This window comes from Jeongeupia sp. USM3 (assembly GCF_001808185.1).
In the GTDB taxonomy this organism is placed as follows: Bacteria; Pseudomonadota; Gammaproteobacteria; order Burkholderiales; family Chitinibacteraceae; genus Jeongeupia.
In genome coordinates, this window is sequence record NZ_CP017668.1 from 1,963,288 (window position 1) to 1,985,486 (window position 22,199).

The 22,199-nt window shown below is 66.5% G+C and carries 21 protein-coding genes; 8 read left to right on the top strand and 13 right to left on the bottom strand.

Features of this window, described 5'->3' with window-relative positions:
- Positions 1-31 precede the first annotated feature (31 nt).
- Together BJP62_RS09315 and BJP62_RS09320 are read left to right on the top strand one after the other, a co-directional pair.
- Positions 32-628: a hypothetical protein gene (locus BJP62_RS09315; RefSeq protein ID WP_070529253.1), complete on the top strand. Its 597-nt coding sequence runs from the start codon at positions 32-34 to the stop codon at positions 626-628.
- Complete coding sequence (locus BJP62_RS09320; protein WP_070529254.1) at positions 625-2,013, top strand: NAD(P)H-hydrate dehydratase; 1,389 nt, start codon at positions 625-627, stop codon at positions 2,011-2,013. The genes BJP62_RS09315 and BJP62_RS09320 overlap by 4 nt, the downstream gene beginning before the upstream one ends.
- Before the next feature lie 4 nt (positions 2,014-2,017).
- Here BJP62_RS09320 and BJP62_RS09325 read toward each other — a convergent pair whose 3' ends face one another.
- Positions 2,018-3,211 carry an amino acid aminotransferase gene (locus tag BJP62_RS09325; RefSeq protein WP_070529256.1) on the bottom strand — a complete coding sequence of 398 codons (1,194 nt, stop codon included), beginning with the start codon at positions 3,209-3,211 and terminating at the stop codon, positions 2,018-2,020.
- Between the two features lie 243 nt (positions 3,212-3,454).
- Here BJP62_RS09325 and BJP62_RS09330 point away from each other — a divergent pair, with 243 nt between their 5' ends.
- The 4 genes from BJP62_RS09330 to BJP62_RS09345 all read left to right on the top strand — a co-directional run bounded on the left by BJP62_RS09330 (position 3,455) and on the right by BJP62_RS09345 (position 7,789).
- Entirely contained in the window at positions 3,455-4,738 is a 1,284-nt protein-coding gene (locus tag BJP62_RS09330; protein WP_070529257.1) for an MHYT domain-containing protein, read from the top strand.
- 128 nt (positions 4,739-4,866) lie between these two features.
- Positions 4,867-5,424 (top strand): phospholipase D family protein, encoded by a 558-nt coding sequence (locus tag BJP62_RS09335; RefSeq protein ID WP_083300817.1) that lies wholly within the window; start codon positions 4,867-4,869, stop codon positions 5,422-5,424.
- Positions 5,421-6,845 (top strand): exodeoxyribonuclease I, encoded by a 1,425-nt coding sequence (gene sbcB / locus BJP62_RS09340; protein WP_070529259.1) that lies wholly within the window; start codon positions 5,421-5,423, stop codon positions 6,843-6,845. Before BJP62_RS09335 ends, sbcB begins: the two co-directional genes overlap by 4 nt.
- Positions 6,842-7,789, top strand: coding sequence for a LysR family transcriptional regulator (locus BJP62_RS09345; protein WP_070529260.1), 948 nt, complete (start codon positions 6,842-6,844; stop codon positions 7,787-7,789). The genes sbcB and BJP62_RS09345 overlap by 4 nt, the downstream gene beginning before the upstream one ends.
- A gap of 47 nt (positions 7,790-7,836) precedes the next feature.
- Here the strand turns inward: BJP62_RS09345 and BJP62_RS09350 are convergent, their stop codons facing one another.
- The 3 genes from BJP62_RS09350 to BJP62_RS09360 all read right to left on the bottom strand — a co-directional run bounded on the left by BJP62_RS09350 (position 7,837) and on the right by BJP62_RS09360 (position 11,109).
- Positions 7,837-8,337: an N-acetyltransferase gene (locus BJP62_RS09350; protein ID WP_205700880.1), complete on the bottom strand. Its 501-nt coding sequence runs from the start codon at positions 8,335-8,337 to the stop codon at positions 7,837-7,839.
- A gap of 22 nt (positions 8,338-8,359) precedes the next feature.
- Complete coding sequence (locus BJP62_RS09355; RefSeq protein WP_070532554.1) at positions 8,360-8,653, bottom strand: zf-TFIIB domain-containing protein; 294 nt, start codon at positions 8,651-8,653, stop codon at positions 8,360-8,362.
- A 170-nt stretch (positions 8,654-8,823) separates the two neighbouring features.
- On the bottom strand, positions 8,824-11,109 hold the full coding sequence (locus BJP62_RS09360) for a heavy metal translocating P-type ATPase (protein WP_083300818.1): 2,286 nt from the start codon (positions 11,107-11,109) through the stop codon (positions 8,824-8,826).
- 61 nt (positions 11,110-11,170) lie between these two features.
- Here BJP62_RS09360 and cadR point away from each other — a divergent pair, with 61 nt between their 5' ends.
- Positions 11,171-11,605, top strand: coding sequence for a Cd(II)/Pb(II)-responsive transcriptional regulator (gene cadR / locus BJP62_RS09365; protein ID WP_070529263.1), 435 nt, complete (start codon positions 11,171-11,173; stop codon positions 11,603-11,605).
- 658 nt (positions 11,606-12,263) lie between these two features.
- Here the strand turns inward: cadR and BJP62_RS09370 are convergent.
- The 3 genes from BJP62_RS09370 to BJP62_RS09380 are packed head-to-tail and all read right to left on the bottom strand — an operon-like array spanning position 12,264 to position 14,726.
- The gene (locus BJP62_RS09370; protein WP_070529264.1) at positions 12,264-13,040 is read right to left on the bottom strand and encodes a ferredoxin--NADP reductase; all 777 of its coding nucleotides are present in this window, start codon (positions 13,038-13,040) and stop codon (positions 12,264-12,266) included.
- A gap of 3 nt (positions 13,041-13,043) precedes the next feature.
- Positions 13,044-13,976, bottom strand: a complete 933-nt coding sequence (locus BJP62_RS09375; RefSeq protein WP_070529266.1) for an electron transfer flavoprotein subunit alpha/FixB family protein — start codon at positions 13,974-13,976, stop codon at positions 13,044-13,046.
- Positions 13,977-14,726, bottom strand: a complete 750-nt coding sequence (locus tag BJP62_RS09380; RefSeq protein WP_070529267.1) for an electron transfer flavoprotein subunit beta/FixA family protein — start codon at positions 14,724-14,726, stop codon at positions 13,977-13,979.
- 107 nt (positions 14,727-14,833) lie between these two features.
- Here BJP62_RS09380 and BJP62_RS09385 point away from each other — a divergent pair, with 107 nt between their 5' ends.
- On the top strand, positions 14,834-16,471 hold the full coding sequence (locus BJP62_RS09385) for an electron transfer flavoprotein-ubiquinone oxidoreductase (RefSeq protein WP_070529269.1): 1,638 nt from the start codon (positions 14,834-14,836) through the stop codon (positions 16,469-16,471).
- Between the two features lie 163 nt (positions 16,472-16,634).
- On the opposite strand, the gene BJP62_RS09390 is transcribed toward BJP62_RS09385, so the two are convergent.
- The 6 genes from BJP62_RS09390 to BJP62_RS09415 form a co-directional block, all read right to left on the bottom strand.
- Positions 16,635-17,711 carry a glycoside hydrolase family 18 protein gene (locus tag BJP62_RS09390; protein WP_070529271.1) on the bottom strand — a complete coding sequence of 359 codons (1,077 nt, stop codon included), beginning with the start codon at positions 17,709-17,711 and terminating at the stop codon, positions 16,635-16,637.
- A 32-nt stretch (positions 17,712-17,743) separates the two neighbouring features.
- On the bottom strand, positions 17,744-18,094 hold the full coding sequence (locus BJP62_RS09395) for a RidA family protein (RefSeq protein WP_070529273.1): 351 nt from the start codon (positions 18,092-18,094) through the stop codon (positions 17,744-17,746).
- Positions 18,095-18,178: 84 nt separating this feature from the next.
- Positions 18,179-19,360, bottom strand: a complete 1,182-nt coding sequence (locus tag BJP62_RS09400; RefSeq protein ID WP_070529275.1) for a fatty acid desaturase — start codon at positions 19,358-19,360, stop codon at positions 18,179-18,181.
- Between the two features lie 124 nt (positions 19,361-19,484).
- The gene (locus BJP62_RS09405) at positions 19,485-20,819 is read right to left on the bottom strand and encodes a mechanosensitive ion channel family protein (protein WP_070529277.1); all 1,335 of its coding nucleotides are present in this window, start codon (positions 20,817-20,819) and stop codon (positions 19,485-19,487) included.
- Positions 20,806-21,300, bottom strand: coding sequence for an adenylyltransferase/cytidyltransferase family protein (locus tag BJP62_RS09410; RefSeq protein ID WP_070529279.1), 495 nt, complete (start codon positions 21,298-21,300; stop codon positions 20,806-20,808). The genes BJP62_RS09405 and BJP62_RS09410 overlap by 14 nt, the downstream gene beginning before the upstream one ends.
- The gene (locus BJP62_RS09415) at positions 21,297-22,133 is read right to left on the bottom strand and encodes a ferritin (RefSeq protein WP_070529281.1); all 837 of its coding nucleotides are present in this window, start codon (positions 22,131-22,133) and stop codon (positions 21,297-21,299) included. The genes BJP62_RS09410 and BJP62_RS09415 overlap by 4 nt, the downstream gene beginning before the upstream one ends.
- Positions 22,134-22,199: the final 66 nt, after the last annotated feature.

A 22,199-nucleotide genomic window follows, 5' to 3' on the forward strand; every position in this document is an offset into this window, starting at 1 on the left:
GTTCCAGCGACACCGTTCCAGGAGGCTTGCCATGGCAAAGAACGTCTTGTCCGAACGTCATGCCGCCGCGCACCGGGCGCAGATCGCCCACCGCGCGGCCAAGCTGATCGCCGAAGATCACCTGGACGATTTCGCGCTGGCCAAGAAGAAGGCGGCGCGGCAACTGGGGCTCGACGACCACTCGCTGCTGCCGTCGAACCAGGAAATCGAAGCCGCGCTGGCCAGCTACCGCGCGATCTACCAGCCGCAGCACGCCGGCCACCTGCAGGCGCTGCGCAAGACCGCGGTGACGGTGATGCGGCTCCTGGCGCCGTTCTCGCCCTACCTGACCGGCTCGGTGCTGTCGGGCGTCGCGGGGCCGCACTCGGACATCAACCTGATCGGCTATGTCGACGACCCCAAGGGCGTCGAGCTTTTCCTGCTCAACCGCGGCATCGACTATCGTCATGCCGACGCCGGCCCGCGCCACGACGATTACCCGACGCTGCAGTTCGAGCACGATCACGTCGTGGTCCGCCTGTCGGTCCGGCCAAGGAACGACGAGCGGGCGCGCGGCGAAGAGCGGATCCGGGTCGAACAGCTGCAGCAATTGATCGCCGACGCCGAGCTGCTCGCCGCGATCCGATGACCCCGCTCTACCTGTCCGGCACGCTGCGGCGGCTGGAACAAACCCACGCGCAGCATCGTCCGCCACTGATCGAACTGGCGGGCCGGGCGATCGCCGACTGGCTGCTGGCGCAGTACCGCGGCCGGCGTTTCGGCCTGCTGGCCGGCCCGGGCAACAACGGCGCCGACGCCCTGCACTGTGCCGGCCACCTGCGCGATGCCGGACAGACGGTCTGCATCTGGATGCCATACGGGCCCGATGCCGGCCCGGCGCCACCGGCCGGGCTGGCCGACTGCGACGTCATCGTCGACGGGCTGTTCGGCCTCGGCCTGAGCCGCGACCTCGCCCCCGACCTCGTTGCCGGGCTGCGCGCGATCGACGCGCTCGGCAAGGTCATCGTCGCGATCGACGCGCCGAGCGGTCTCGATGCCGATCGCGGCGTCGCGCGCCCGTATGCGCTGCACGCCGACCACACGCTGGCGATGCTGGCCCGCAAGCCCGGCTACTACACCGCCGACGGCCGCGACCATTGCGGCAAGGTCCACCTGCTCGAACTGCTGCCCGGCATCGCCCCGGCCGCCGACGCCGTGCTGGTTGATGCACCGCCGTCGCAACCGTCGCTGCGCCGCCGCCATGCCAGCCACAAGGGCAGCCACGGCACGCTGGCCATCGTCGGCGGCGCCGCCGGCATGGCCGGGGCTGCACTGCTCGCCGGCCGGATGGCCGCCAGGGCCGGCGCCGGCAAGGTCTTCGTCGGCCTGCTCGACCCGGCACTGAGCGTCGACCCGCTCCAGCCCGAGCTGATGCTGAGACCGGCCGGCGAACTGCTCTCGCAGGCGGTCGACGTCGTCGCGGTCGGCCCCGGTCTGGGCCAGAGCCGCGACGCCGCAGCGCTGCTCGCGGCGCTGCTCGATGCCGACCTGCCGCTCGTGCTCGACGCCGATGCACTGAACCTGATCGCCGCATCCGGGCCGCTGCAAGGCAAGCTGCGCGGGCGCGGCGCACCGAGCCTGATCACCCCGCATCCGGCCGAAGCGGCGCGCCTGCTCGGCGTGACGACGGCCGAGGTCCAGCGTGACCGGCTGGAGGCCGCGCACCGGCTGGTCGTGCAGCTAGGCTGCACCGTGCTGCTCAAGGGTTCGGGAACGGTCTGCGCCGATGGCGAGAGCACCAGCATCAACGCGAGCGGCAACGGCGCGCTCGGCGCCGCCGGCCAGGGCGACCTGCTTGCCGGGCTGATCGCCGCGCTCTGGGTGCAGGGGCTGGCGCCGATCGCCGCAGCGCGGCTCGGCGCCTATGTTCACGGCCGGGCCGCGGACGAATGGCGCGAACGCCACCCGAACGGCCTCGGCCTGTGCGCGAGCGAGCTGATCGCCCCGATCCGCGCGCTGCTGAACGGAATCTGAGGCGTCAGTCCGCCAGTACGGCGGCGATCGCGTCGGCGACGTAGTCGACGTTGCCGTCGTTGAGTCCCGCCACGCACATCCGCCCCGACTGGACCAGGTAGACGCCGAACTCGTCGATCAGCCGCCCCACCTGCGCCGGGCTGAGCCCGGTGTAGCTGAACATGCCGCGCTGGGTGACGAGGTAGCCGAAGTCGCGATCGGGGAAGCGTGCCGACAGCCGCGCGAACAGTGCCTGCCGCATCGCCTTGATCCGCTCGCGCATCGTCGCGACCTCGCCGGCCCAGAGGTCGAACAGTGCGTCGTCGCCGAGCACGCGGGCGGCAATCCGCGCGCCGTAGGTCGGCGGGCTCGAGTAATTGCGCCGCACGGTCAGCTTCAGCTGGCTCAGCACCCGCGCCGCGGCATCGTCGCTCTCGCAGACGACCGACAGGCCGCCGCAACGCTCGCCGTACAGCGCGAGGTTCTTCGAGAACGAGTTGGCGACGAAGAAGTTGAGCCCGGCGTCGGCCATGCTGCGGATCACGTGGGCATCGTCGGCAAGGCCGTCGCCGAAGCCCTGGTAGGCAATGTCGAGGAAGGCGATCAGCCCGCGCTCGGCGACGATGGCGATCACCGTCTGCCACTGGTCCTTGTCCAGATCGACACCGGTCGGATTGTGGCAGCACGGATGCAGCACGACGATGCTCTGCGCCGGCAGCGCGCGCAGCGTGTCGCACATCGCCGCGAAGGCGACGCCGCCGGTCGCCGCATCGAAGTACGGGTAGTCGTGGACCTTGATGCCGGCGCCTTCGAAGATCGCCCGGTGGTTGTCCCAGGTCGGGCTGCTGACCCAGGCCTCGCTGTCCGGAAAGTAGCGCTTGAGCAGGTCGGCGCCGACCTTCAGCGCCCCCGAGCCGCCCAGGGTCTGGATCGTCGCGACGCGGCCCGCCGCCAGCACCGCGCTGTCGGCACCGAACAGCAGCCGCTGCACCTGGGCGCGAAAGCCCGCGTCGCCTTCCATCGGCAGGTAGGGCATCGCCACCGGCCGGGCCAGCTCGGCCTGGGCGCGGGTCACCGACGCGAGCAGCGGAATCGCGCCATCGTTGCCGTAATAGATGCCGATGCCCAGATTGACCTTGCGTGGCCGCGGATCGCGCTGGAATGCCTCCATCAGCGAAAGAATCGGGTCACCGGGATAGGAATCGACATGGGCAAACATGGGTGCGCTCGCGGGAGTGAGTGCGGCGGACCATCCGCCGCTTCGGCGACGATTGTGCGGCACGCCCTGCCGGCAGGCAAACGCCGCCGTGCCGACGGGCGGACGCACGGTCACCGGCGCATAGCGGCCATCACGGTTCCGGCGCCATCTGCTTACCGATTATCGACATCAGTCTTTCTCTGCTTGAATAAATATCACCCCAAAAATATAAGTAATTACTAATGTTTGCAAAGGAGTTGCGCCGTGAACGGAAGCTACGACCTCCTGCTCGTCATCGTCTCCTACCTCGTCGCCGCGCTGGCGTCGTATACCGCGCTCGACCTGGCCGGGCGGATCTCGGCGTCGAGCGGCGCGCGTTCGTACCAGTGGCTGGCCGGCGGCTCGGTCGCGATGGGTACCGGCATCTGGGCGATGCACTTCACCGGCATGATGGCGTTCGAGCTGCCGATCGCCGTCACCTACAACGTCGGGCTGACCGCGCTGTCCTGGCTCGCGGCGATCGCGGTGTCGATGCTCGCGCTGCGCGTCGCCAGCCGCGACCGTCTCGGCTACCGGACCATCGCCGGCGGCGCAATGCTGATGGGCATCGGCATCTGCACGATGCATTACACCGGCATGGCCGCGATGCAGGTATCGCCGGGCATCGACTACAACGTCGGCCTGGTGCTCGCGTCGGCGCTGATCGCCGTGTCGGCGTCGGCGGTCGCGCTCATCATCGCCTTCCGGCTGCGCGAACTCAGTTCGCAGCAGTTCAGCCGGCCGCGGCTGATCGCGGCGCTGGTCATGGGCGTCGCCGTCGTCGGCATGCATTACACCGGCATGGCCGCAGCGCAGTTCGCCTCGCAGACCGTCTGCACCACCGCCAGCGGCCTCAGCGGCAACTGGGGCGGGCTGCCGCTGGCCGCGGTGACGGCGGTGATCCTCTTCGGCACGCTGATGCTCTCGCGCGCCGACGCGGCGGCCGCCGTCCGCGCCAAGGAGGCGCGGCAACGCGAGGAGGATGCCCAGCGGCTGTACCGGCTCACCTATGTCGACGGCGACACCGGCCTGCCCAACCGCAGCCTGCTCAAGGACACGCTGTCGCAGCTGACCACGGGCCAGGGTGCGATCCAGCGACGCTTTGCGCTGGCGGTGATCGAACTCAACGGCACCGAGGCGCTGCTGGCGCAGTACGGCCGGCACAACGAGACGCCGCTGATCGTCGCCGTCGCCAAGCGCATCCAGCGGACCTTGCCACAGGACGACCTGCTGGTCCGCTGGGGGCAGCATGCGTTCGGCGTGCTGTCGCAGCATCTGGTCGAGCCCGAAGCGCTGCAAAGGCAGCTGCAGGCGATCTTCGATACGCCGCTGCAGATCGGCGACAGGCTGGTCGCGCTCGATACCAGCATCCATTGCAGCGTCTACCCCGACGACGGCCACAGCCCGCACGTGCTGATCGCCAGGCTCAGGCATGTCCAGCACCATCCCCGCCCCGAGCCGCGGGACGCGGCGCCCGGCTACGGGTTCGGCCAGCCGTCGGCACCGTAGGCCCGCCGCCGCCAGTCCAGGCGCACGCCCGGCCCCTGCCTTTCCGGCGGGGCCGCGTTGATTTGACGGTTGCCGTCGCCCCGCGTGTCGCCGATCATGGGCGTTTTCCAATCCCGTTCCGGATCATCGTGCGCCGCTCAATCCTGATCGTTCCGCTGGCCGCCGCCCTGCTCGGCGGCTGTGCGCTGCAGCCGCCGTCCGCCGGCAGCGCGCTGGGCAGCAACGCCCGCTACGAAGTCGGCTTCTCGCCGGGCAGCTGCGCCGAGTGCATCGTTTTCGACACGATCAACGGCGCACAGCACAGCCTGCGCGTCGCCGCGTACATGTTCACCCACCGCGGGCTGGCCGACGCGCTGATCGCCGCCCACCGCCGCGGCGTCGACGTCCGTGTCGTCGCCGATGCACGCGAAGCCCGGCAGGCCGAGTCCCGGCTTCATGCACTGGCCGGCGCCGGCATCCCGGTCCGGCTGAACGGGCGCTTCGCAATCCACCATCACAAGTTCATCGTCGCCGACGACAACACCGTCGAAACCGGCTCGTTCAACTACACCCAGGCCGCCACGCGCAACAACGCCGAAAATGCACTGCGGCTGGTCGACGTCCCGACCCTCGCCGCGCGCTACACCGCCGCATGGCAGGCAAGCTGGGACGAATCCCAACCGTATCCTTCACAAGCCCCGCAATGAGCACGAGCTTCTTCTGGCACGACTATGAAACCTTCGGCGTGGTGCCGCGCCGCGACCGTCCGGCGCAGTTCGCCGGCATCCGCACCGACCTCGAACTGAACGAGATCGCCGAGCCGGTCGAGCTGTTCTGCCGGCCGACGCCGGACTGGCTGCCCGATCCCGAATCCTGTCTGCTGACCGGCATCACCCCGCAGCAGTGCCTCGAACGCGGCGTAAGCGAGCGCGATTTCGCCGCCGGCATCGAGGCCGAGCTGGCGCGGCCGGGCACGATCGGCGTCGGCTACAACACGATCCGTTTCGACGACGAAGTCACCCGCTTCCTGTTCTGGCGCAATCTGTACGACCCGTACGCGCGCGAATGGCAGAACGACTGCGGCCGCTGGGACCTGCTCGACACGGTGCGCACGACATGGGCGCTGCGCCCCGACGGCATCAACTGGCCGAACCACGACGACGGCCGGCCGAGCTTCAAGCTCGAGGATCTGTCGCGCGCCAACGGCCTCGTCCACGAAGCCGCGCACGACGCGGTATCCGACGTGCGCGCGACGATCGCGCTGGCGCGGCTGATCCGCGCGCGCCAGCCCAAGCTGTTCGACTTCTGCCTGAGCCTGCGCAAGAAGGACGCCGTGCTCGCGCAGATCGGCGCCGAGCCCAAGCCCTTTCTGCACGTTTCCGGCATGTTCGGCACCGATCGCGGCTGCATCGCCGCCGTGTGGCCGCTGGCGACGCACCCGACCAACAAGAACGAGCTGATCGTCTGGGATCTGGCGCACGATCCGCGCGAGCTGTTCTCGCTCGACGCCGAGACGATCCGCACGCGGATGTTCAGCCGCGCCGACGCGCTGCCCGAAGGCGTGAGCCGGCTGCCGGTCAAGACCATCCACATCAACAAGTCGCCGATCGTCATCGGCAACCTGAAAACGCTGCAGCCGGCGCAGGCCGAACGCTGGGGTGTCGATTTCGACATCGTCGAGCGCCACGCCGCGCTGCTGCGCGACGCGCCGGCGTTGCCGTGGGCACAGGTGTTCAAACGCGACCTGCCGCCCATCACCGACGTCGATCAGGACCTGTACGGCGGTTTTCTGTCGAACAACGACCGGCGCACGCTGGAAACGCTGCGCGGCCTCGACGGCAACGCGCTTGCCGCGGCCCGCAGCAGCTTCGACGACCGCCGGCTCGACGAGCTGCTGTTCCGCTACCGCGCACGCAACTTCCCCGCCAGCCTCTCCGAAGCCGAAGCCGAGCGCTGGCAGCAGCTGTGCGGCGAGCGGCTGTTCGAAGGCCGCGACGGCTACCTGACGCTCGAGGATTACTGCGCACGCATCGACACGCTGGCCGAGGCCGCCGACGAGCGCGGCGAAGCCATCCTCGCGGCGCTATACGACTACGCCGAAACCATCGCACCCGAGTATGGCGGATGAGATACACGCTCAGACAGCTCGAAGTCTTCGTCGCCGTCGGCCGCTTCGAGAGCGTGTCGCGCGCGACCGAGGCGCTGAACCTGTCGCAGTCGGCGACCAGCACCGCGCTGGCCGAGCTGGAAAAGCAGTTCGACGTGCGGCTGTTCGACCGGCACGGCAAGCGGCTGCAGTTGAACGAAGCGGGCCGGGCGCTGTTGCCGCGCGCGATCGAACTCCTCGACCGCGCCGGCGAAATCGAAAGCCTGCTCGCCGGCAACGCCGGGCTCAACGGCTTCCGCTTCGGCGCGACGCTGACGATCGGCAACTATCTGGCGACGCTGCTCGTCGGCGAATTCATGCGCCGCTATCCGGGCTGCCGGGTGCAGCTCGACGTGCACAACACCGAGCAGGTGCTGCGGCAGGTCGCGCATTTCGAACTCGACTTCGGCCTGATCGAGGGCGACAACCCGAACCCGGACCTCAGCGCCGAACCGTGGATCGCCGACGAACTCGTCGTCTTCGCCGCGCCGGACCACCCGCTGACACGCGAGCAACACGTGACGATCGACATGCTGGCCCGCCAGCCGTGGATCGTCCGCGAACCGGGCTCGGGCACGCGGCAGGCGTTCGAGAACGCCTTCCGTCAGGTGCGGTCGCAAATGGACGTGCGGCTCGAACTGGAACACACCGAGGCGATCAAGCGTGCCGTCGAGGCCGGTATGGGCGTGTCCTGTATTTCGCGGCTGGCGCTGAAGGAAGCGTTCCGCCGCGGCAGCCTCGTGCCGATCGAGGTCGACGATCTGGACCTGCAGCGGCAGTTCCACATCGTCTGGCACAAGCAGAAGTTCCACACCCCGGGGATGCAGGCCTTCATCGCGCTGTGCCGCGAAGTGACCGCCGGCGCGACGCGCAGCGACGAGATCGTCCTGCGTGACGCCAGCGGCCGGGCGATCGAGTACCGCTGACAGCAACCACCCGACGCGAGCGTCCGAGCGCCTCGGCAACCTGACCTTCAGGCGGGAAGCCAGACCATCTCTATGTGGGTCGTGGTCTCGGACGTATTCACAAAGCCAAGGCGCTCGTACAACTGCCGTGCGGCGGCATTGGTCCGGAAGACGCCCAAGGCCAAAGGCACGCCTCGAGCGGCGGCAGCGGCTTGAAGCGCCTTGATCAGGCGGGTGCCGACGCCCTTGCGCCGAAACTCGGGCAGGAGCGCAATGTTCCGGATGTAGATCCGCAAGTCTTCATCGCAGACCTGCACATAACCCGCGATCCCGGTGTCGATCCGGATGACCGAGGTCTTCGACGATGCCAGCTCGCTCGCGAAATTGCCTTGCTGCCAGACTTCGTCCCAGCCCCAGATCTGTTCGATGTGCGACCTGAAAACGGTGCGGTGTATTTCGAAGAGCCACACATCCTCGCCATCGGCCACAGGCCGGACGTCCATTGCAGGCGTCCGACCCAATGCCGACAGTGACAAGGCAGGCTCCAATGCGTCAAAAGCATCGGGCACGCTGCCATTCTGGGCACCGTGCTCAGTCAAACAGCTCCTCCCAGATCGACTTGCGCTTCTTGTACGGCTTGTGGTCGTAATGCGGCTTCTGATCGTAGTGCGGTGGCCGGTTGTCGTAGCGGACTTCCTGCGGCCGGGGTTCGCTGCGCGGCGCCTCACGGGCGGGCGGCGCGTCCTGGACCTGGGCGCGCTCGATGATCTTGTCGAGCTCGCCACGGTCGAGCCAGACGCCGCGGCAGCGCGGGCAGTAATCGATTTCGACGCCCTGGCGTTCGGTCATCACCAGACGTTCGTCAACACAAGTCGGGCATTGCATGGTGTTCTCCTTGAAGCCCATCTCATTTGGCGGCTGCGCCTGCGCATTTTGTCACCGTCCGGTGCTCGGAATCCTCATGGACTTCATGTCCATTCCGGTTCCTGTGCTTCGGGCGGCAACAAACTGCTTTGGCTCGACCGCCAACTGTGATGGTCTGGGTTTAATGAAACTTAGCGACGCAACAAGCGCAGGCCGTTGCCGACCACCAGCAGGCTGGCACCGACGTCGGCGAACACCGCCATCCACATCGTGCCGAGTCCGGCCAGCGTCAGCGCCAGAAACACCGCCTTGATGCCGAGCGCCAGCGCGATGTTCTGCACCAGCACCGCATGCGTCGCACGCGATAACTTCACGAAGGCCGGCAGCTTGCGCAGGTCGTCGTCCATCAGCGCGACGTCGGCGGTTTCGATCGCGGTATCGGTGCCCATGGCGCCCATGGCGAAGCCGATGTCGGCCCGCGCCAGCGCCGGCGCATCGTTGATGCCGTCGCCAACCATGCCTGTGACGCCGTCGCGGCCGAATTGTTCCACCGCCGCGAGCTTGTCCTGCGGCAGCTGGTCGCCGCGCGCTTCGGTCACGCCGACCTGCGCGGCGATCGCCTCGGCCGTGTGCGGGTTGTCACCGGTCAGCATCACCGTCTTCACGCCGAGCGCATGCAGCTCGGCCACCGCCTGGCGGCTGCTGTCCTTGACGGTATCGGCGACGGCGAACAGCGCCAGCACTTGCTCGGCGTCGACCAGCATCACCACGGTCCTGCCCTGCCGTTCGAGCACATCGAGCCGTGCCTCGAGTTCGGGCGAGCAGCGCCCCTGCTCGTGCACCATCCGGTGGTTGCCAAGCCAGTACGCCTTGCCGCCAATGTTGCCGCGCACACCGCGGCCGAGCAGCGCTTCGAATCCGTCGACCTCCGCGTGCACGACACCGGCGGCGGCACGGGCAATGGCCAGCGACACCGGATGGTCCGAACGGGCGGCCAGACTCGCCGCCAGCGCCGTTGCCGTGCCTAAGTCACTACCATTCCACGCCTCGGCATCGGTCTGTTCGGGCTTGCCGTGCGTCAGCGTGCCGGTCTTGTCGAGCGCCAGCGTTTTCAGCTTGCGGCCTTCCTCGAGGTAAACGCCGCCCTTGATCAGGATGCCGCGCCGCGCCGCCGCGGCCAGGCCGCTGACGATGGTCACCGGCGTCGAGATCACCAGCGCGCACGGGCAGGCGATCACCAGCAGCACCAGCGCCTTGTAGATCCAGGCCAGCCATTCGCCACCAAGCAGCAGCGGCGGCACGACCGCGACCAGCAGCGCGACGACGAACACGATCGGCGTGTAGATGCGGGCAAACTGGTCGACGAAGCGCTGCGTCGGCGCCTTGGCACCCTGCGCCTCCTCGACCGCGTGGATGATCCGCGCCAGCGTGGTGTTGGCCGCGGCGGCGGTGACGCGGTAGTCGAACGAGCCGGATTCGTTGATCGTGCCGGCAAACACCGGGTCGCCCTCGCCCTTCTCGACCGGCAGGCTTTCGCCGGTGATCGGCGCCTGGTTGATGCTCGAGCTGCCGGCGACGATCTCGCCGTCGAGCGCGACGCGCTCGCCCGGCTTGACCCGGACGACGTCGCCGACCGAAACCGCCTTCGCATCGACTTCGACCCAGCTGCCGTCGCCCTGCCTCACCGTCGCGCGCTCCGGCGCAAGGTCCATCAGCCCTGCGATGGCGTTGCGGGCGCGATCGAGCGACTTGGCCTCGATCAGCTCGGCGAGCGTGAACAGCACCATCACCATCGCCGCCTCCGGCCACTGGCCGATCAGCAGCGCACCGGTGACGGCAATGCTCATCAGTGCATTGATGTTGAGGTTGCCGTTGCGGATCGCGACCCAGCCCTTCTTGTACGTCGTCAGCCCGCAGGCCAGCACCGCGGCGATTGCCAGCAGTGCTGCGATCCACGTCGGCAGCCCGGCCCATTCGATCGCCTCGGCACCGACCGCCAGCACGCCGGCCAGCACCAGCGGCCACCACGGTTTTGCGACCGCCGGGGCCGGTGCAACGCCGGCTTCGGGCAGCTCGGGGGTGAAGCCCAGCGAACGGATCGCGTTCAGCACCGCGTCGAGCGCGTCCGGCGCGTGGACGACGGTCAGCACCCGCTGCATCAGGTTGAACTCGAGCCGGCGCACCTCGGCCATCTGGCCGAGCTTTTTGCGGATCAGCGCTTCCTCGGTCGGGCAGTCCATCTCGCCGATGCGGATCTGCGTGGTCACACCATCGGCACCGTCGGTGCTGGCCGCCAGCGGCTGCAGCACCGCGGCCGGCGCGCAGCACGCCGTACCGTGGTCGTGGTCGTGGTCGTGGTCGTGGTCGTGGTCGTGGTCGTGGTCGTGGTGATGCTCGGCCACCTTGCGGTAGCGCGGCGACGGGGCCTGGCCGGCCGTCGGCTTGTGTTCGTGATCATGGTCGCAGCAGCTGGACATGATGACCTCCGTTTGCGGTATAAACGGAGTACACACCCTGAAGCCACTACAAGGTCAAGCGATGAAAATCGGCGAACTCGCGCAGTCGGCGCAATGCAGCGTCGAGACCGTGCGCTACTACGAAAAGGAAGGCCTGCTGCCCGCAGCCGAACGTACCGCCAGCAACTACCGCAGCTACGGTCCGGCCCACGTCGAACGCTTGCGCTTCATCCGCAACTGCCGGGCGCTCGACATGACGCAGGACGAAATCCGCACCCTGCTCGGCTTCGTCGACGACCCGGCCGCCGGCTGCGGCGCGGTCAACGACCTCGTCGACGACCACCTCGGCCACGTGCAGGCGCGCATTGCCGAGCTGGCCGAGCTGGAAAAACAGCTGACCGAGCTGCGCCACCGCTGCAACGGCGAGTTCCCGGTCGATGCCTGCGGGATCGTGCAGGGTCTGAGCGAGATGGATGCGGAGCCGAGGCCGGTGCATCGGCATACGCATTTGGGGTGAGGCGTAGTGACGCCAATCCGTCGCGCGTGCAGCATGTCGCGGCGACCGGTAGTCAACTTCGGCGTGCAGCGCCTACGGCGCCATGTAAAAGCATTGACTGCCGGTTCCGCCCGGCAGACGTGATACTTTCTTTTGCTTCGCCAAAGAAAGTATCCAAAGAAAAGGCGACCCCGCATCCGCGCCCCTTCGGGGTGCCCTGTGCTGCTCAGTCGCCACGGCGGGAATCGCAAACTCGCTGCGCTCAAACAGCGATCCCCGACAGCTCCGTGCCGACTTGCGCTGCTCGGCGCTCCTGAGGAGGCCGGATGGTTTGCCATTTGCCGAGGGTGAAAACAACGTCGGTGATCCACCACGCTTGAAAAGAGCTGCTTTTCAATCCCGTTCGCCAGCGCCGAGGAGTGGAGCAAGACGAGCCGGTTTCATGGCTTGGCTTGCGACCGATCGAGGGAAGCCCGGAGGGCCGCAGGCGCGGGTCGCCTTTCTTTGGTTACTTTCTTTGGCGAAGCAAAGAAAGTAACCCGTTCGCGCGGCGGAACGCGCATGTAAACGCTTTAATACGCGCCGCAGGCGCTAAACGCAGCAACACCCCAAAAACACAAAACGGCCCCGAAAGGCCGTTTTTCTTTGCTGCAGCGACGAATCGCCACGCATCAACCGCTTACTTCTCGACGAAAGCCCGCTCGATCACGTAATCCCCCGGCTGGCCGATCCGCTTGCTGACCTGGAAGCCACGCTCGTCGAGCAGGCGGCAGGTGTCTTCAAGCATCGCCGGGCTGCCGCACAGCATCGCGCGGTCGGTTTCCGGGTTGAACGGCGGCAGGCCGATGTCCTCGAACAGCTTGCCCGATTCGACCAAGTCGGTCAGGCGGCCCTGGTTGCGGAACGGCTCGCGCGTGACGCTCGGGTAGTAGATCAGCTTGTTGCGCACTTCCTCGCCGAAGAACTCGTTGTTCGGCAACTCGTTCTGGATGAAATCGGCGTAGGCCAGCTCCGACACGGTACGCACGCCGTGGAACAGCACGATCTTGTCGTACTGCTCGTACGCTTCCGGGTCCTGGATCAGCGACATGAACGGCGCCAGGCCGGTGCCGGTGCTGAGGTAGTACAGCGTCTTGCCCGGCTTGAGGTCCGACAGCACCAGCGTGCCGGTCGGCTTGCGGCTGACGAGCAGATCGTCGCCGACCTTGATCTTCTGCAGCTCGGACGTCAGCGGGCCGTTCGGCACCTTGATGCTGAAGAACTCGAGATGCTCTTCGTAGTTGGCGCTGGCGATCGAGTACGCGCGCATCACCTTCTTGCCGTTGATCTCGAGGCCGATCATCACGAACTGGCCGTTCTCGAACTTCAGGCCCGGATCGCGCGTCGTCTTGAAGCTGAACAGCGTGTCGTTCCAGTGGTGGACCGAGAGGACTTTTTCAGTGGCGTAGGTGCTCATTTATTATTTTTCCAGTGCTTTGGTAAGTTGCGGAACGGCGTCGAACAGGTCGGCAACGAGGCCGAAGTCGGCGACCTGGAAGATCGCGGCGTCCGGATCGTGGTTGATCGCGACGATGACCTGGCTGTCCTTCATGCCGGCCAGATGCTGCTGCGCGCCGGAAATTCCGGCGGCGATGTACAGCTCCGGCGCAACGACGGTGCCGGTCTGGCCGACCTGCTGCTCGTTCGGCGCGAAGCCGGCGTCGACGGCCGCACGGGTCGCGCCGATGGCGCCACCGAGCTTGTCGGCCAGCGGGCCGAGCAGTTCCTCGAAGCGTTCGCCGAACGAACGGCCACCGGAGACGACGACGCGCGCCGACGCCAGCTCGGGGCGATCGGACGTGTTCTTGGCTTCCGACACCCAGCGCACGCGGGTATCGGCGGCAGGGGCCGGCAGCGACTCGATCGCGGCCGGCGCAGCAGCCGTACCGGCGGCCGGGAAGCTGGTCGCGCGGACCGTGACGACCTGGACCGGATCGCTGCTCTCGACCGTCGCCAGCAGGTTGCCGGCGTAGATCGGCCGCACATAGGTCGCCGGCGCGGTGATCGCGACGGCGTCGGCGATCATCGCCACGTCGAGCAGGCCGGCGACGCGCGGCAGCGCGTCCTTGGCCTGCGTCGAGTGCGCGGCGAGGATGACCTGGAAGTCACCGGCCAGCGACCTGACGATGTTGGCGACATCGGCCGCCAGCGGATGCGCCAGATGCGGTGCATCGACGCGCAGCACGCGGGCCACGCCTTCGAGCTGGGCCGCGTCGGCGGCCACGGCGGCGGTATCGTCACCGACGACCAGCACGTGGATCGGCGCATTCCAGGCTTGGGCGGCGCCGACGGCGCGACGGGTCGCGGCCTTGAGTTGGCGGCCGTCGTGATCGGCCAGAATCAGTACGCTCATTTACAGCACCCCCGACGCGCGCAGTTTTTCGACCAGCTCGGCGACGCTGGCGACCTTGATGCCGGCCTTGCGTTGTTCCGGCGCGGCAACCTTCAGGCGCTTGACGCGCGGCGTGAAGTCGACGCCGGTTTCGGCCGCGTCGAGCACCTCGATCGGCTTCTTCTTCGCCATCATCAGGTTCGGCAGCTTGACGAAGCGCGGCGCGTTCAGGCGCAGGTCGCAGGTGACCACGGCCGGCAGCGCCAGCGCGATGGTTTCGACGCCACCGTCGACTTCGCGGGTGACGACGGCCTCAGAACCTTCGATCTGCAGTTCGGACGCGAAGGTCGCCTGCGGCCAGTCGAGCATCGCGGCGAGCATCTGGCCGGCTTGGCCGGCGTCATTGTCGATCGCCTGCTTGCCGACGAGCACGAGGCCCGGCTGTTCGCGTTCGACCACGGCCTTCAAGAGCTTGGCAACGGCCAGCGGCTGCAGGAAGGCGCCGCCGGTTTCGACGGTCAGTGCGCGGTCGACGCCCATCGCCAGCGCGTGGCGCAGCGCTTCCGGGCTGGCGGCGCTGCCGAGGCTGACGGCGACGATCTCGGTCGCGACGCCCTTTTCCTTCAGGCGCAGCGCTTCCTCGACGGCAATTTCGTCGAAAGGATTGATGTTCATGCGAACGCCGTCGAGCTCCACATCGCTGCCGTCCGGCTTGGCGCGTACGGGGACGTTGTGGTCGACGACGCGTTTGACGGCGACGAGAATCTTCATGGGCACTCCTTCGGTTTGCCCGACATTTTATTCGGCATTAAAATATCAGTTAATCGGATTGTTTCTATATTTTATATCCGTTATTTAGATATGCGAACGAGTAATTAATGCAACGCGACGAAATGGAATACGACGTTGTCATCGTCGGCGCCGGCCCGGCCGGTCTGGCCGCGGCGATCCGACTGAAGCAACGCTCGCCCGACGTGAGCGTTTGCGTGCTCGAAAAAGGCCCGGAGGTCGGCGCCCACCTGCTGTCGGGTGCGGTGATCGACCCGCGCGCGCTCGACGAGCTGCTGCCCGACTGGCGCCGCGCACCGCTGAAGCTGCGCGTGCCGGTCCAGCACGAGGAGATGCTCTGGCTCAAGCAGTCCGAGGCCGAAACGCTGCCGCACGCGCTGCTGCCGAAAGTCCTCAAGAACGACGGCTGTGAAATCCTCAGCCTCGGCGAGCTGGCACGCTGGCTGGCGACGCAGGCCGAGGCGCTCGGCGTCGAAATCTACCCGGGCTTTGCCGGCGCCGAGCTGTCGCTGGCCGAAAACGGCGCGCTCAATGGCGTGATCACCGGCGATTTCGGCATCAGGCGCAACGGCCAGGCCGGTCCCGACTACGCGCCCGGTATGCTGATCAAGGCGCGCTACACGCTGCTGGGCGAAGGCGCGCGCGGCTCGCTGACGCGCAAGGCCGAGGTGCAGTTCAAGCTGCGCGCCGACAGCGACGTGCAGAAGTTCGGCATCGGCCTCAAGGAGCTGTGGCGGGCCGCACCGGCGCGGCACCAGCCCGGTCTGGTCGTGCATTCGCTCGGCTGGCCGCTCGACAACAGCACCGGTGGCGGCGGCTTCCTCTACCATCAGGCCGACGGGCTGATCGCGGTCGGCTTCGTCGTCCACCTCGACTACGCCAATCCGTACCTCAACCCGTACGAGGAATTCCAGCGCTTCAAGATCCACCCGGCAATCCGCGCCCATCTCGACGGCGGCGAGCGGCTCGAATACGGTGCGCGCGCCATCGCCGAGGGCGGGCTGCAGTCGCTGCCCAAGCTCACCTTTCCGGGCGGCGCGCTGATCGGCGATTCGGCCGGCTTCATCAACCTGCCGCGGATCAAGGGCATCCACAACGCGCTCAACTCGGGCATGATCGCCGCCGACGCCGTCGCCGAAGCGATCGCCGCCGGCCGCGGCCACGACGAGCTCGCCGCCTACCCTGCGGCATTGAAGCAGTCGTGGACCTGGAAAGAGCTCGACGTCGTCCGCAACGCCAAGCCGATGCTGTCGCGCTTCGGCACGCTGCTCGGCGTCGCCTGTACCGGTGCCGAGCTGACCCTGCGCCAGTTCGGCATCCGGCTGCCATGGACGCTGAAACACGCCGGCAGCGATCACGCCAAGCTCAGGCCGGCCAACGAGTTCAGCCCGATCATCTATCCGAAGCCCGATGGCGTGCTGAGCTTCGACAAGCTGACGTCGCTGACCTTCTCCGGTGTCCAGCACACCGAAGACCAGCCGGCCCACCTGCGGCTGACCGATCCGGCCAAGGCGATCGACATCAACCTCGCCAGGTACGCCAGCCCCGAATCGCGCTACTGCCCGGCCGGCGTCTACGAAATCGTCGAGGACCACAACGGCCCGCGGATGCAGATCAACGCCAGCAACTGCGTCCACTGCAAGACCTGCGACATCAAGGACCCGACGCAGAACATCGTCTGGGTCACGCCCGAAGGCGGCGGCGGCCCGCAGTACAGCCGGATGTAAACGCACCAAAAGAAAAACCGCCCGAAGGCGGTTTTTCTTTGCCCGGATTGGAGCGGCTAACAAAACCCGGAGCAACGGTGCTGGCAAGGCGTACGAAACGCGGGCAGTACAAGAAGTACGGCAAGCGAGTACAACGACGCCGGCAGGGTTTTGTTAGCCACGCTCAGTCGGCCAGGCCCTGCCACAGCGTGGTCAGCAGCGTATCGGTGCGATCCTCGGTGTACTCCCAGAAGAAGCCGCCGGCCAGCCCCTCGCGGCGGATGAAACCGGTCTTGGCGCGGATCGACTCGGCATCGTCGTACGAGATGAAGGTATCGCCGTCGACTAGCAGCCACGGCGCCTGGGCATCGGCATCCCAGTGGCGCACCGCCCGGCCGGACGCCAGCAGTTCGGTGATCAGCGTGAACGAATCGAAACCGTTGCTCTTGGGTGTCCCCGGCGCACCGAGGCCGGCGGCGCCGACGCCCTTGAGGCTGCGGCCGTAGAACGCGCAGCCGAGCACCAGCTTGTCGCGCGGCAGGCCGGCGGCGGCGAACAGCGCGACCGATCTGGCGCAGCTGTCGCCGTCCGGGTCGACCGGCGTGTTGTAGAGATTGGTATGGTGGCCGGCGCGCGTCGCCCAGCCGTTGTAGAAGTCGTAGGTCATCAGATTGACGAAGTCGCACTGGGCGGCGACATCGGCCATCTCGACCCCGTCGAGATAGTACTGGCCGGCGCCGGCGGCGATCGTCAGCAGGTAGCGCTCACCCGCCTTGCGGCCCTCCCGGTCCGACAGCGCATCGAGCCGGCGACGCAGCTCGGCGAGCATCAGCGTGAAATTGGGCTTGTCCTCGGGGCGCGCCTTGATGTCGGCCATGTCGTGCGTCGGGTATTCCCAGTCGAGGTCGATACCGTCGAAGCCGTAGCGCTGCATGAAGCCGATCGCCGAAGCGGCAAACGCCGCGCGGCTCGCATCGGTCAGCGCCGCATCGGAGAAACCGTCGGCATTCCAGCCGCCGATCGAGATCAGCAGCTTCAGGTGCGGATGGCGGGCACGCAGCGCAACGAGATCGGCAATGCGCGATTCGGCACGCGGCTGGCCGCCGGCATCGTCGCTGTTGGTGAACAGCACGACATCGCCGTCGCGAATGTTCGCGAACGCATAGCAGATGTGCGTCAACCGCCCGGCATCGCGCTCGAGCGGCATGTCGGAAAAGTCCTGCCAGCCGGCGATGTACGCCAGCAGTATGGGTGCAGCCATGAGTCCTCCGTTGCGGGACCGGCTGCACCGTATCAAAGCGCAGCGATCACCGACATTTCAACCTTGTAGCGCGGATCGGCGAGACGGGCCTCAACCGTTGCCCGCGCCGGCGTATGCCCCTGCGGCACCCACGCCGACCATGCATCGTTCATGTCGTCGTAGTCGGCCATGTCGGCCAGATAGATCGTCACCGAGAGGATCTTCTGCTTGTCCGAACCGACCTCGGCGAGCAGCCGGTCGATACACGCCAGCACCTCGTCGGTCTGGCCACGGGCATCCTTGTCTAGCGTATCGGCAATCTGGCCGGCCAGATAGACGGTGTTGTTGTGAACGACAATCTCGGCCAATCGCGGGCCGATGTGATAACGCTGGATGCTGGACATGGCGGTTCCTCGGTGGGTTTTACCCCAGCATAAAACAAAAGGCGGGCCATCTGGCCCGCCTTTGTTCGCTTGACGCCGCCGGGGTCAGACCACGGCAACGGTACGCAGGCGCAGCGAGAAATCCTGCAGCGCCTTGATGCCGCTGGCCTCGGCACGCGCGCACCAGTCCTGCAGGTGCTTGACGAGCTCCGGTCGCGACAGCGCCGAGCGCTCCCACAGGCGGGTCAGCTCCTGGCGCATCTGGTAGACCTGATCGAGCACCTTGCTGTGCGCAAGGATCGCATCGAGCTTGGGCTTGTCGCTCTCGGCTGTGTCCTTGGCGTCCTGCTTCAGCCAGACCTTCATCTGCTTGAGGTCGACCTGCGGCAGATGCGCATGCGCGCGCAGCTTGTCGAACTCGTCGGCAACGGTCTCCTTGAACGTGCGCGCGTAGTGCGCGGCAATCGCGTAACGGTTGGCGACGATGGCGCTGAGCGCCTGCTCGTCGAGCTCCGGCCGCGCGCCGACGGTCTTCATCTTCGGCGCGACGCGGCGGACCTTGGCCATGCGCAGCATTTCCATCGCACGGATGTAACCCCAGCCGATGTCGAACTCGAACCACTTGTACGAGAACTTGGCCGACGTGCCGAAGGTGTGATGGTTGTTGTGCAGCTCTTCGCCGCCGACGATGATCCCCCACGGCACGAGGTTGGTCGACGCGTCCTCGCATTCGAAGTTGCGGTAACCGACGTAGTGGCCCAGGCCGTTGATGACGCCGGCGGCCCAGAACGGGATCCACACCATCTGCAGCGCCCAGATCCAGATGCCGTTGACGCCGAACAGCGCCAGATTGACGATCATCATCGTCGTCGGGCCCATCGCGCTGTGCTTGCTGTAGAGGTTGCGTTCGAGCCAGTCGTCCGGCGTGCCGTGGCCGAACTTCTCCATGGTCTCGTCGACCTTGCACGCGGCGCGGTACAGCTCGGCGCCCTCGAAGAACACCTTCTTGATCCCGAGCACCTGCGGGCTGTGCGGGTCTTCGGCGGTCTCGCACTTCGCGTGGTGCTTGCGGTGGATCGCCGCCCACTGCTTGGTGACCATGCCGGTGGTCAGCCACAGCCAGAAACGGAAGAAGTGGCTGGGAACCGGTCCCAGGTCGATCGCGCGGTGCGCCTGATGGCGGTGCAGATAGATCGTCACCGATGCGATGGTGATGTGGGTAAACACCAGCATCACCACGATATAGCCCCACCAGGGCAGGTCGATCAGGCCGTTCAGCCAGGTCATGGTCGTCGATTCTCCAGTCAAGTAAAAACGCCCGCGCGACGTAAACGCACGGGCGAAGGCTTGATCTTACTCAATTTTTCATCTGAACGCTTGACCGTTCATACCGAACAGCGCTAGGCAGTTTTCACTCCGGCTGGAGCAGGCCCTGCAGGTTGCCGTCCCCGGCCTGGCGCTGGTTGGGACGGAAATGCACCACGTCGAGCCGGTTGAACGGGATCGAGATCCCGTGCTCGCGGAATGCGACCCAGATCTGCTGGTTGATTTCCGAGCGCAGGCTGAGCTGGCCGTTTTCCGGGTCCTTGAGCCAGAAGCCGACCGACATGTCGACGCCGCTGGCACCGAAGAGTTCGACGTAGGCGCGCGGCGGCGGATCGCTCATGATCCGCGGGTGCTTGCCGGCGATGTCGACGAGCAGCTGCATGACCAGATCGAGATCGCTCTCGTACGCAACCGAAACCGGCACCTTGGTCCAGACCTGCTTCTCCCGGTACGACTGGTTGACGACGGTCGACGTCACCAGCGTGTCGTTCGGAATCAGGGCCTCGGTGCCGTCGGCGCTTTTGAGCACGACATAGCGCGAGGTGATGCTGGTGATGACACCCAGCCGGTTGTCGACATTGACGAGGTCGCCGATCTTGATCGAACGGTCGATCAGGATGATGAAGCCCGAGACATAGTTCGACGCGATTTTCTGCAGGCCGAAACCGAGGCCGACGCCGAGCGCGCCGCCGAATACCGACAACACGGTCAGGTCGATGCCGACCAGCGGCAGTGCGATGATCACGGCCAGTACAACGAGCCCGGTCTGCAGCAGCTTGACCAGCACGACGCGGACGTTCATGTCGATCAGCTCGGCGCGCATCAGCCGCCGTTCGATCATCCGGGCGATCCACAGGGCGATCAGCAGCGTCGCCGCAACCGAGAGCAGCCCCTGCAGTACCAGCAGAACGGAAATCCTGCCCTTGCCCATGGTGAAGCTGATCGCATCGAGCGCCTCTGCCACCTCGGGCAGAATGCCGACGACGTGCAACACGTACAGCACCCAGATGCCCGCGGCGATGTAACGCTCGCCCCGCCTGACCCACTGCGCCCCGTTGAAGACATGCCTGAGCATGTAGACCAGCACACGGATATTGACCATTGCCAGCAGCAGCACCGACGCGATCGCCAGCAGCGAATGGCGCTCGGGGTAGGCAAGCCGCAGCAGATAGCCGCCGACGAACAGCAGGACCAGCGCATTGAGCGGAAAGAAGATGCGCAGCAGCCCCTCGCCGCCGGCGCGCCAGCGGCTGTTCTCCAGCCCCAGCCTGGGCTTGAGGTAGGTATTGCCGCACCAAGCCAGCAACAGGACGACCAGCAGCACCGCCGCCTGCGACAGCAGGTGCGGGCTCAGCCAGCCGGAACGGCCAACGTCGGCCAGCAGGTCGACGACAAGGTTCTGCCGGTCAGGAAGTTGCACTGCGAATCTTCTCCAACGTACGTGTCGTCGAGGTCTGGTGCAGGAACGGGATCGAATGCACCGCGCCGCCCCAAGCAAAGACCTCCTTGGCACCGACGATCTTGTCGACCGCCCAGTCGCCACCCTTGACGAGGATGTCGGGGCGGGCGGCGAGGATCAGCTCGTACGGCGTATCGGCATCGAACCAGGTCACGAGGCTCACGCTTTCGAGCGCCGCGATCACCGCCGCACGCTGCTCGAGCGTATTGATCGGCCTATCGTCGCCCTTGCCCTGCCGTCGCACCGACACATCGGTGTTTAGTGCAACTATCATACCGGCACCCAGCGAACGGGCCTGCGCCAAATAAGTCACATGACCGCGATGCAGGATGTCGAAGCAGCCGTTGGTGAAGACCAGCGGCCGCGGCAGCGTCGCCAGACGCCCTGCCAACCGCTCGGGCGGGCAGAGCTTCTGCTCGAAAGGCACCGGCAGCATCGTCATTCGCCCTGTCCGGCCAGCAGCTGCTTGCGGTAGCGGTTCAGTTCCGCCGGTGTCTCGAACTTTTCGCCGAACAGGCTGGACAGATTGCGCAGGATCCCGCCGATCACACGGCCTTCGCACTCCTTGTCGAACTGAATCTGCTCGTCGAGCCAGCGTTCGAGCCATTCCGGATCCGGCAGGCGGCTCTGGATGGTGTCGCGCGGAAAGTGTTCCTTGCTGACATGCAGATTGGTCGGGTGCATCGGCTTGCCCGAACGGGCGCTCGAGGCCATCAGGAAACCGATCTTGGCGAAGGCCACCCGGGCTTCATCGCCGTTCTTGTCGATCGCGCGCTTCATGTACTTGAGATAGGCACCACCATGGCGCGCTTCGTCGGTCGACAGCGTCTTGTAGATCTGCTTGATCACCGGCTCGGTATGCCAGTCGGATGCGCGACGGTACCACTGCGTCAGGCGCACTTCGCCGCAGAAATGCAGCATCAGCGTTTCCAGCGCCGGTGCCGGGTCGAAGGTGAAGCGGATCTCGTGCAGCTCCTCCTCGGTCGGCACCAGATCCGGGCGGAAACGGCGCAGGTATTCCATCAGCACCAGCGAATGCTTCTGCTCCTCGTAGAACCAGATCGACATGAAGGCCGAAAAGTCGCTGTCATCCTGATTGTCACGCAGGAACATCTCGGTCGCCGGCAGGGCCGACCACTCGGTGATCGCGTTCATCTTGATAGTCATCGCCTGTTCGTCGGACAACAGGCTGGCGTCAAACGCATCCCATTGGATATCGTCGGCCATATCCCAACGGGCTTTTTCAAGGTCGGCGAACAATTGCGGGTAAAGCATCGGAATCGACTCCTGCGCCGGGGCGCGGCAAACTAAACAAGATAAAACCCCTAATTAGACCTGCTG

Bases quoted from the DNA above. Each gene is read 5' to 3' on its own strand.
- BJP62_RS09315 (WP_070529253.1), top strand. From the start codon at position 32: ATGGCAAAGAACGTCTTGTCCGAACGTCATGCCGCCGCGCACCGGGCG.
- BJP62_RS09320 (WP_070529254.1), top strand. From the start codon at position 625: ATGACCCCGCTCTACCTGTCCGGCACGCTGCGGCGGCTGGAACAAACC.
- BJP62_RS09325 (WP_070529256.1), bottom strand. From the start codon at position 3,211: ATGTTTGCCCATGTCGATTCCTATCCCGGTGACCCGATTCTTTCGCTG.
- sbcB (WP_070529259.1), top strand. From the start codon at position 5,421: ATGAGCACGAGCTTCTTCTGGCACGACTATGAAACCTTCGGCGTGGTG.
- BJP62_RS09345 (WP_070529260.1), top strand. From the start codon at position 6,842: ATGAGATACACGCTCAGACAGCTCGAAGTCTTCGTCGCCGTCGGCCGC.
- BJP62_RS09355 (WP_070532554.1), bottom strand. From the start codon at position 8,653: ATGCAATGCCCGACTTGTGTTGACGAACGTCTGGTGATGACCGAACGC.
- BJP62_RS09360 (WP_083300818.1), bottom strand. From the start codon at position 11,109: ATGTCCAGCTGCTGCGACCATGATCACGAACACAAGCCGACGGCCGGC.
- cadR (WP_070529263.1), top strand. From the start codon at position 11,171: ATGAAAATCGGCGAACTCGCGCAGTCGGCGCAATGCAGCGTCGAGACC.
- BJP62_RS09370 (WP_070529264.1), bottom strand. From the start codon at position 13,040: ATGAGCACCTACGCCACTGAAAAAGTCCTCTCGGTCCACCACTGGAAC.
- BJP62_RS09375 (WP_070529266.1), bottom strand. From the start codon at position 13,976: ATGAGCGTACTGATTCTGGCCGATCACGACGGCCGCCAACTCAAGGCC.
- BJP62_RS09380 (WP_070529267.1), bottom strand. From the start codon at position 14,726: ATGAAGATTCTCGTCGCCGTCAAACGCGTCGTCGACCACAACGTCCCC.
- BJP62_RS09385 (WP_070529269.1), top strand. From the start codon at position 14,834: ATGCAACGCGACGAAATGGAATACGACGTTGTCATCGTCGGCGCCGGC.
- BJP62_RS09390 (WP_070529271.1), bottom strand. From the start codon at position 17,711: ATGGCTGCACCCATACTGCTGGCGTACATCGCCGGCTGGCAGGACTTT.
- BJP62_RS09395 (WP_070529273.1), bottom strand. From the start codon at position 18,094: ATGTCCAGCATCCAGCGTTATCACATCGGCCCGCGATTGGCCGAGATT.
- BJP62_RS09400 (WP_070529275.1), bottom strand. From the start codon at position 19,360: ATGACCTGGCTGAACGGCCTGATCGACCTGCCCTGGTGGGGCTATATC.
- BJP62_RS09410 (WP_070529279.1), bottom strand. From the start codon at position 21,300: ATGACGATGCTGCCGGTGCCTTTCGAGCAGAAGCTCTGCCCGCCCGAG.
- BJP62_RS09415 (WP_070529281.1), bottom strand. From the start codon at position 22,133: ATGCTTTACCCGCAATTGTTCGCCGACCTTGAAAAAGCCCGTTGGGAT.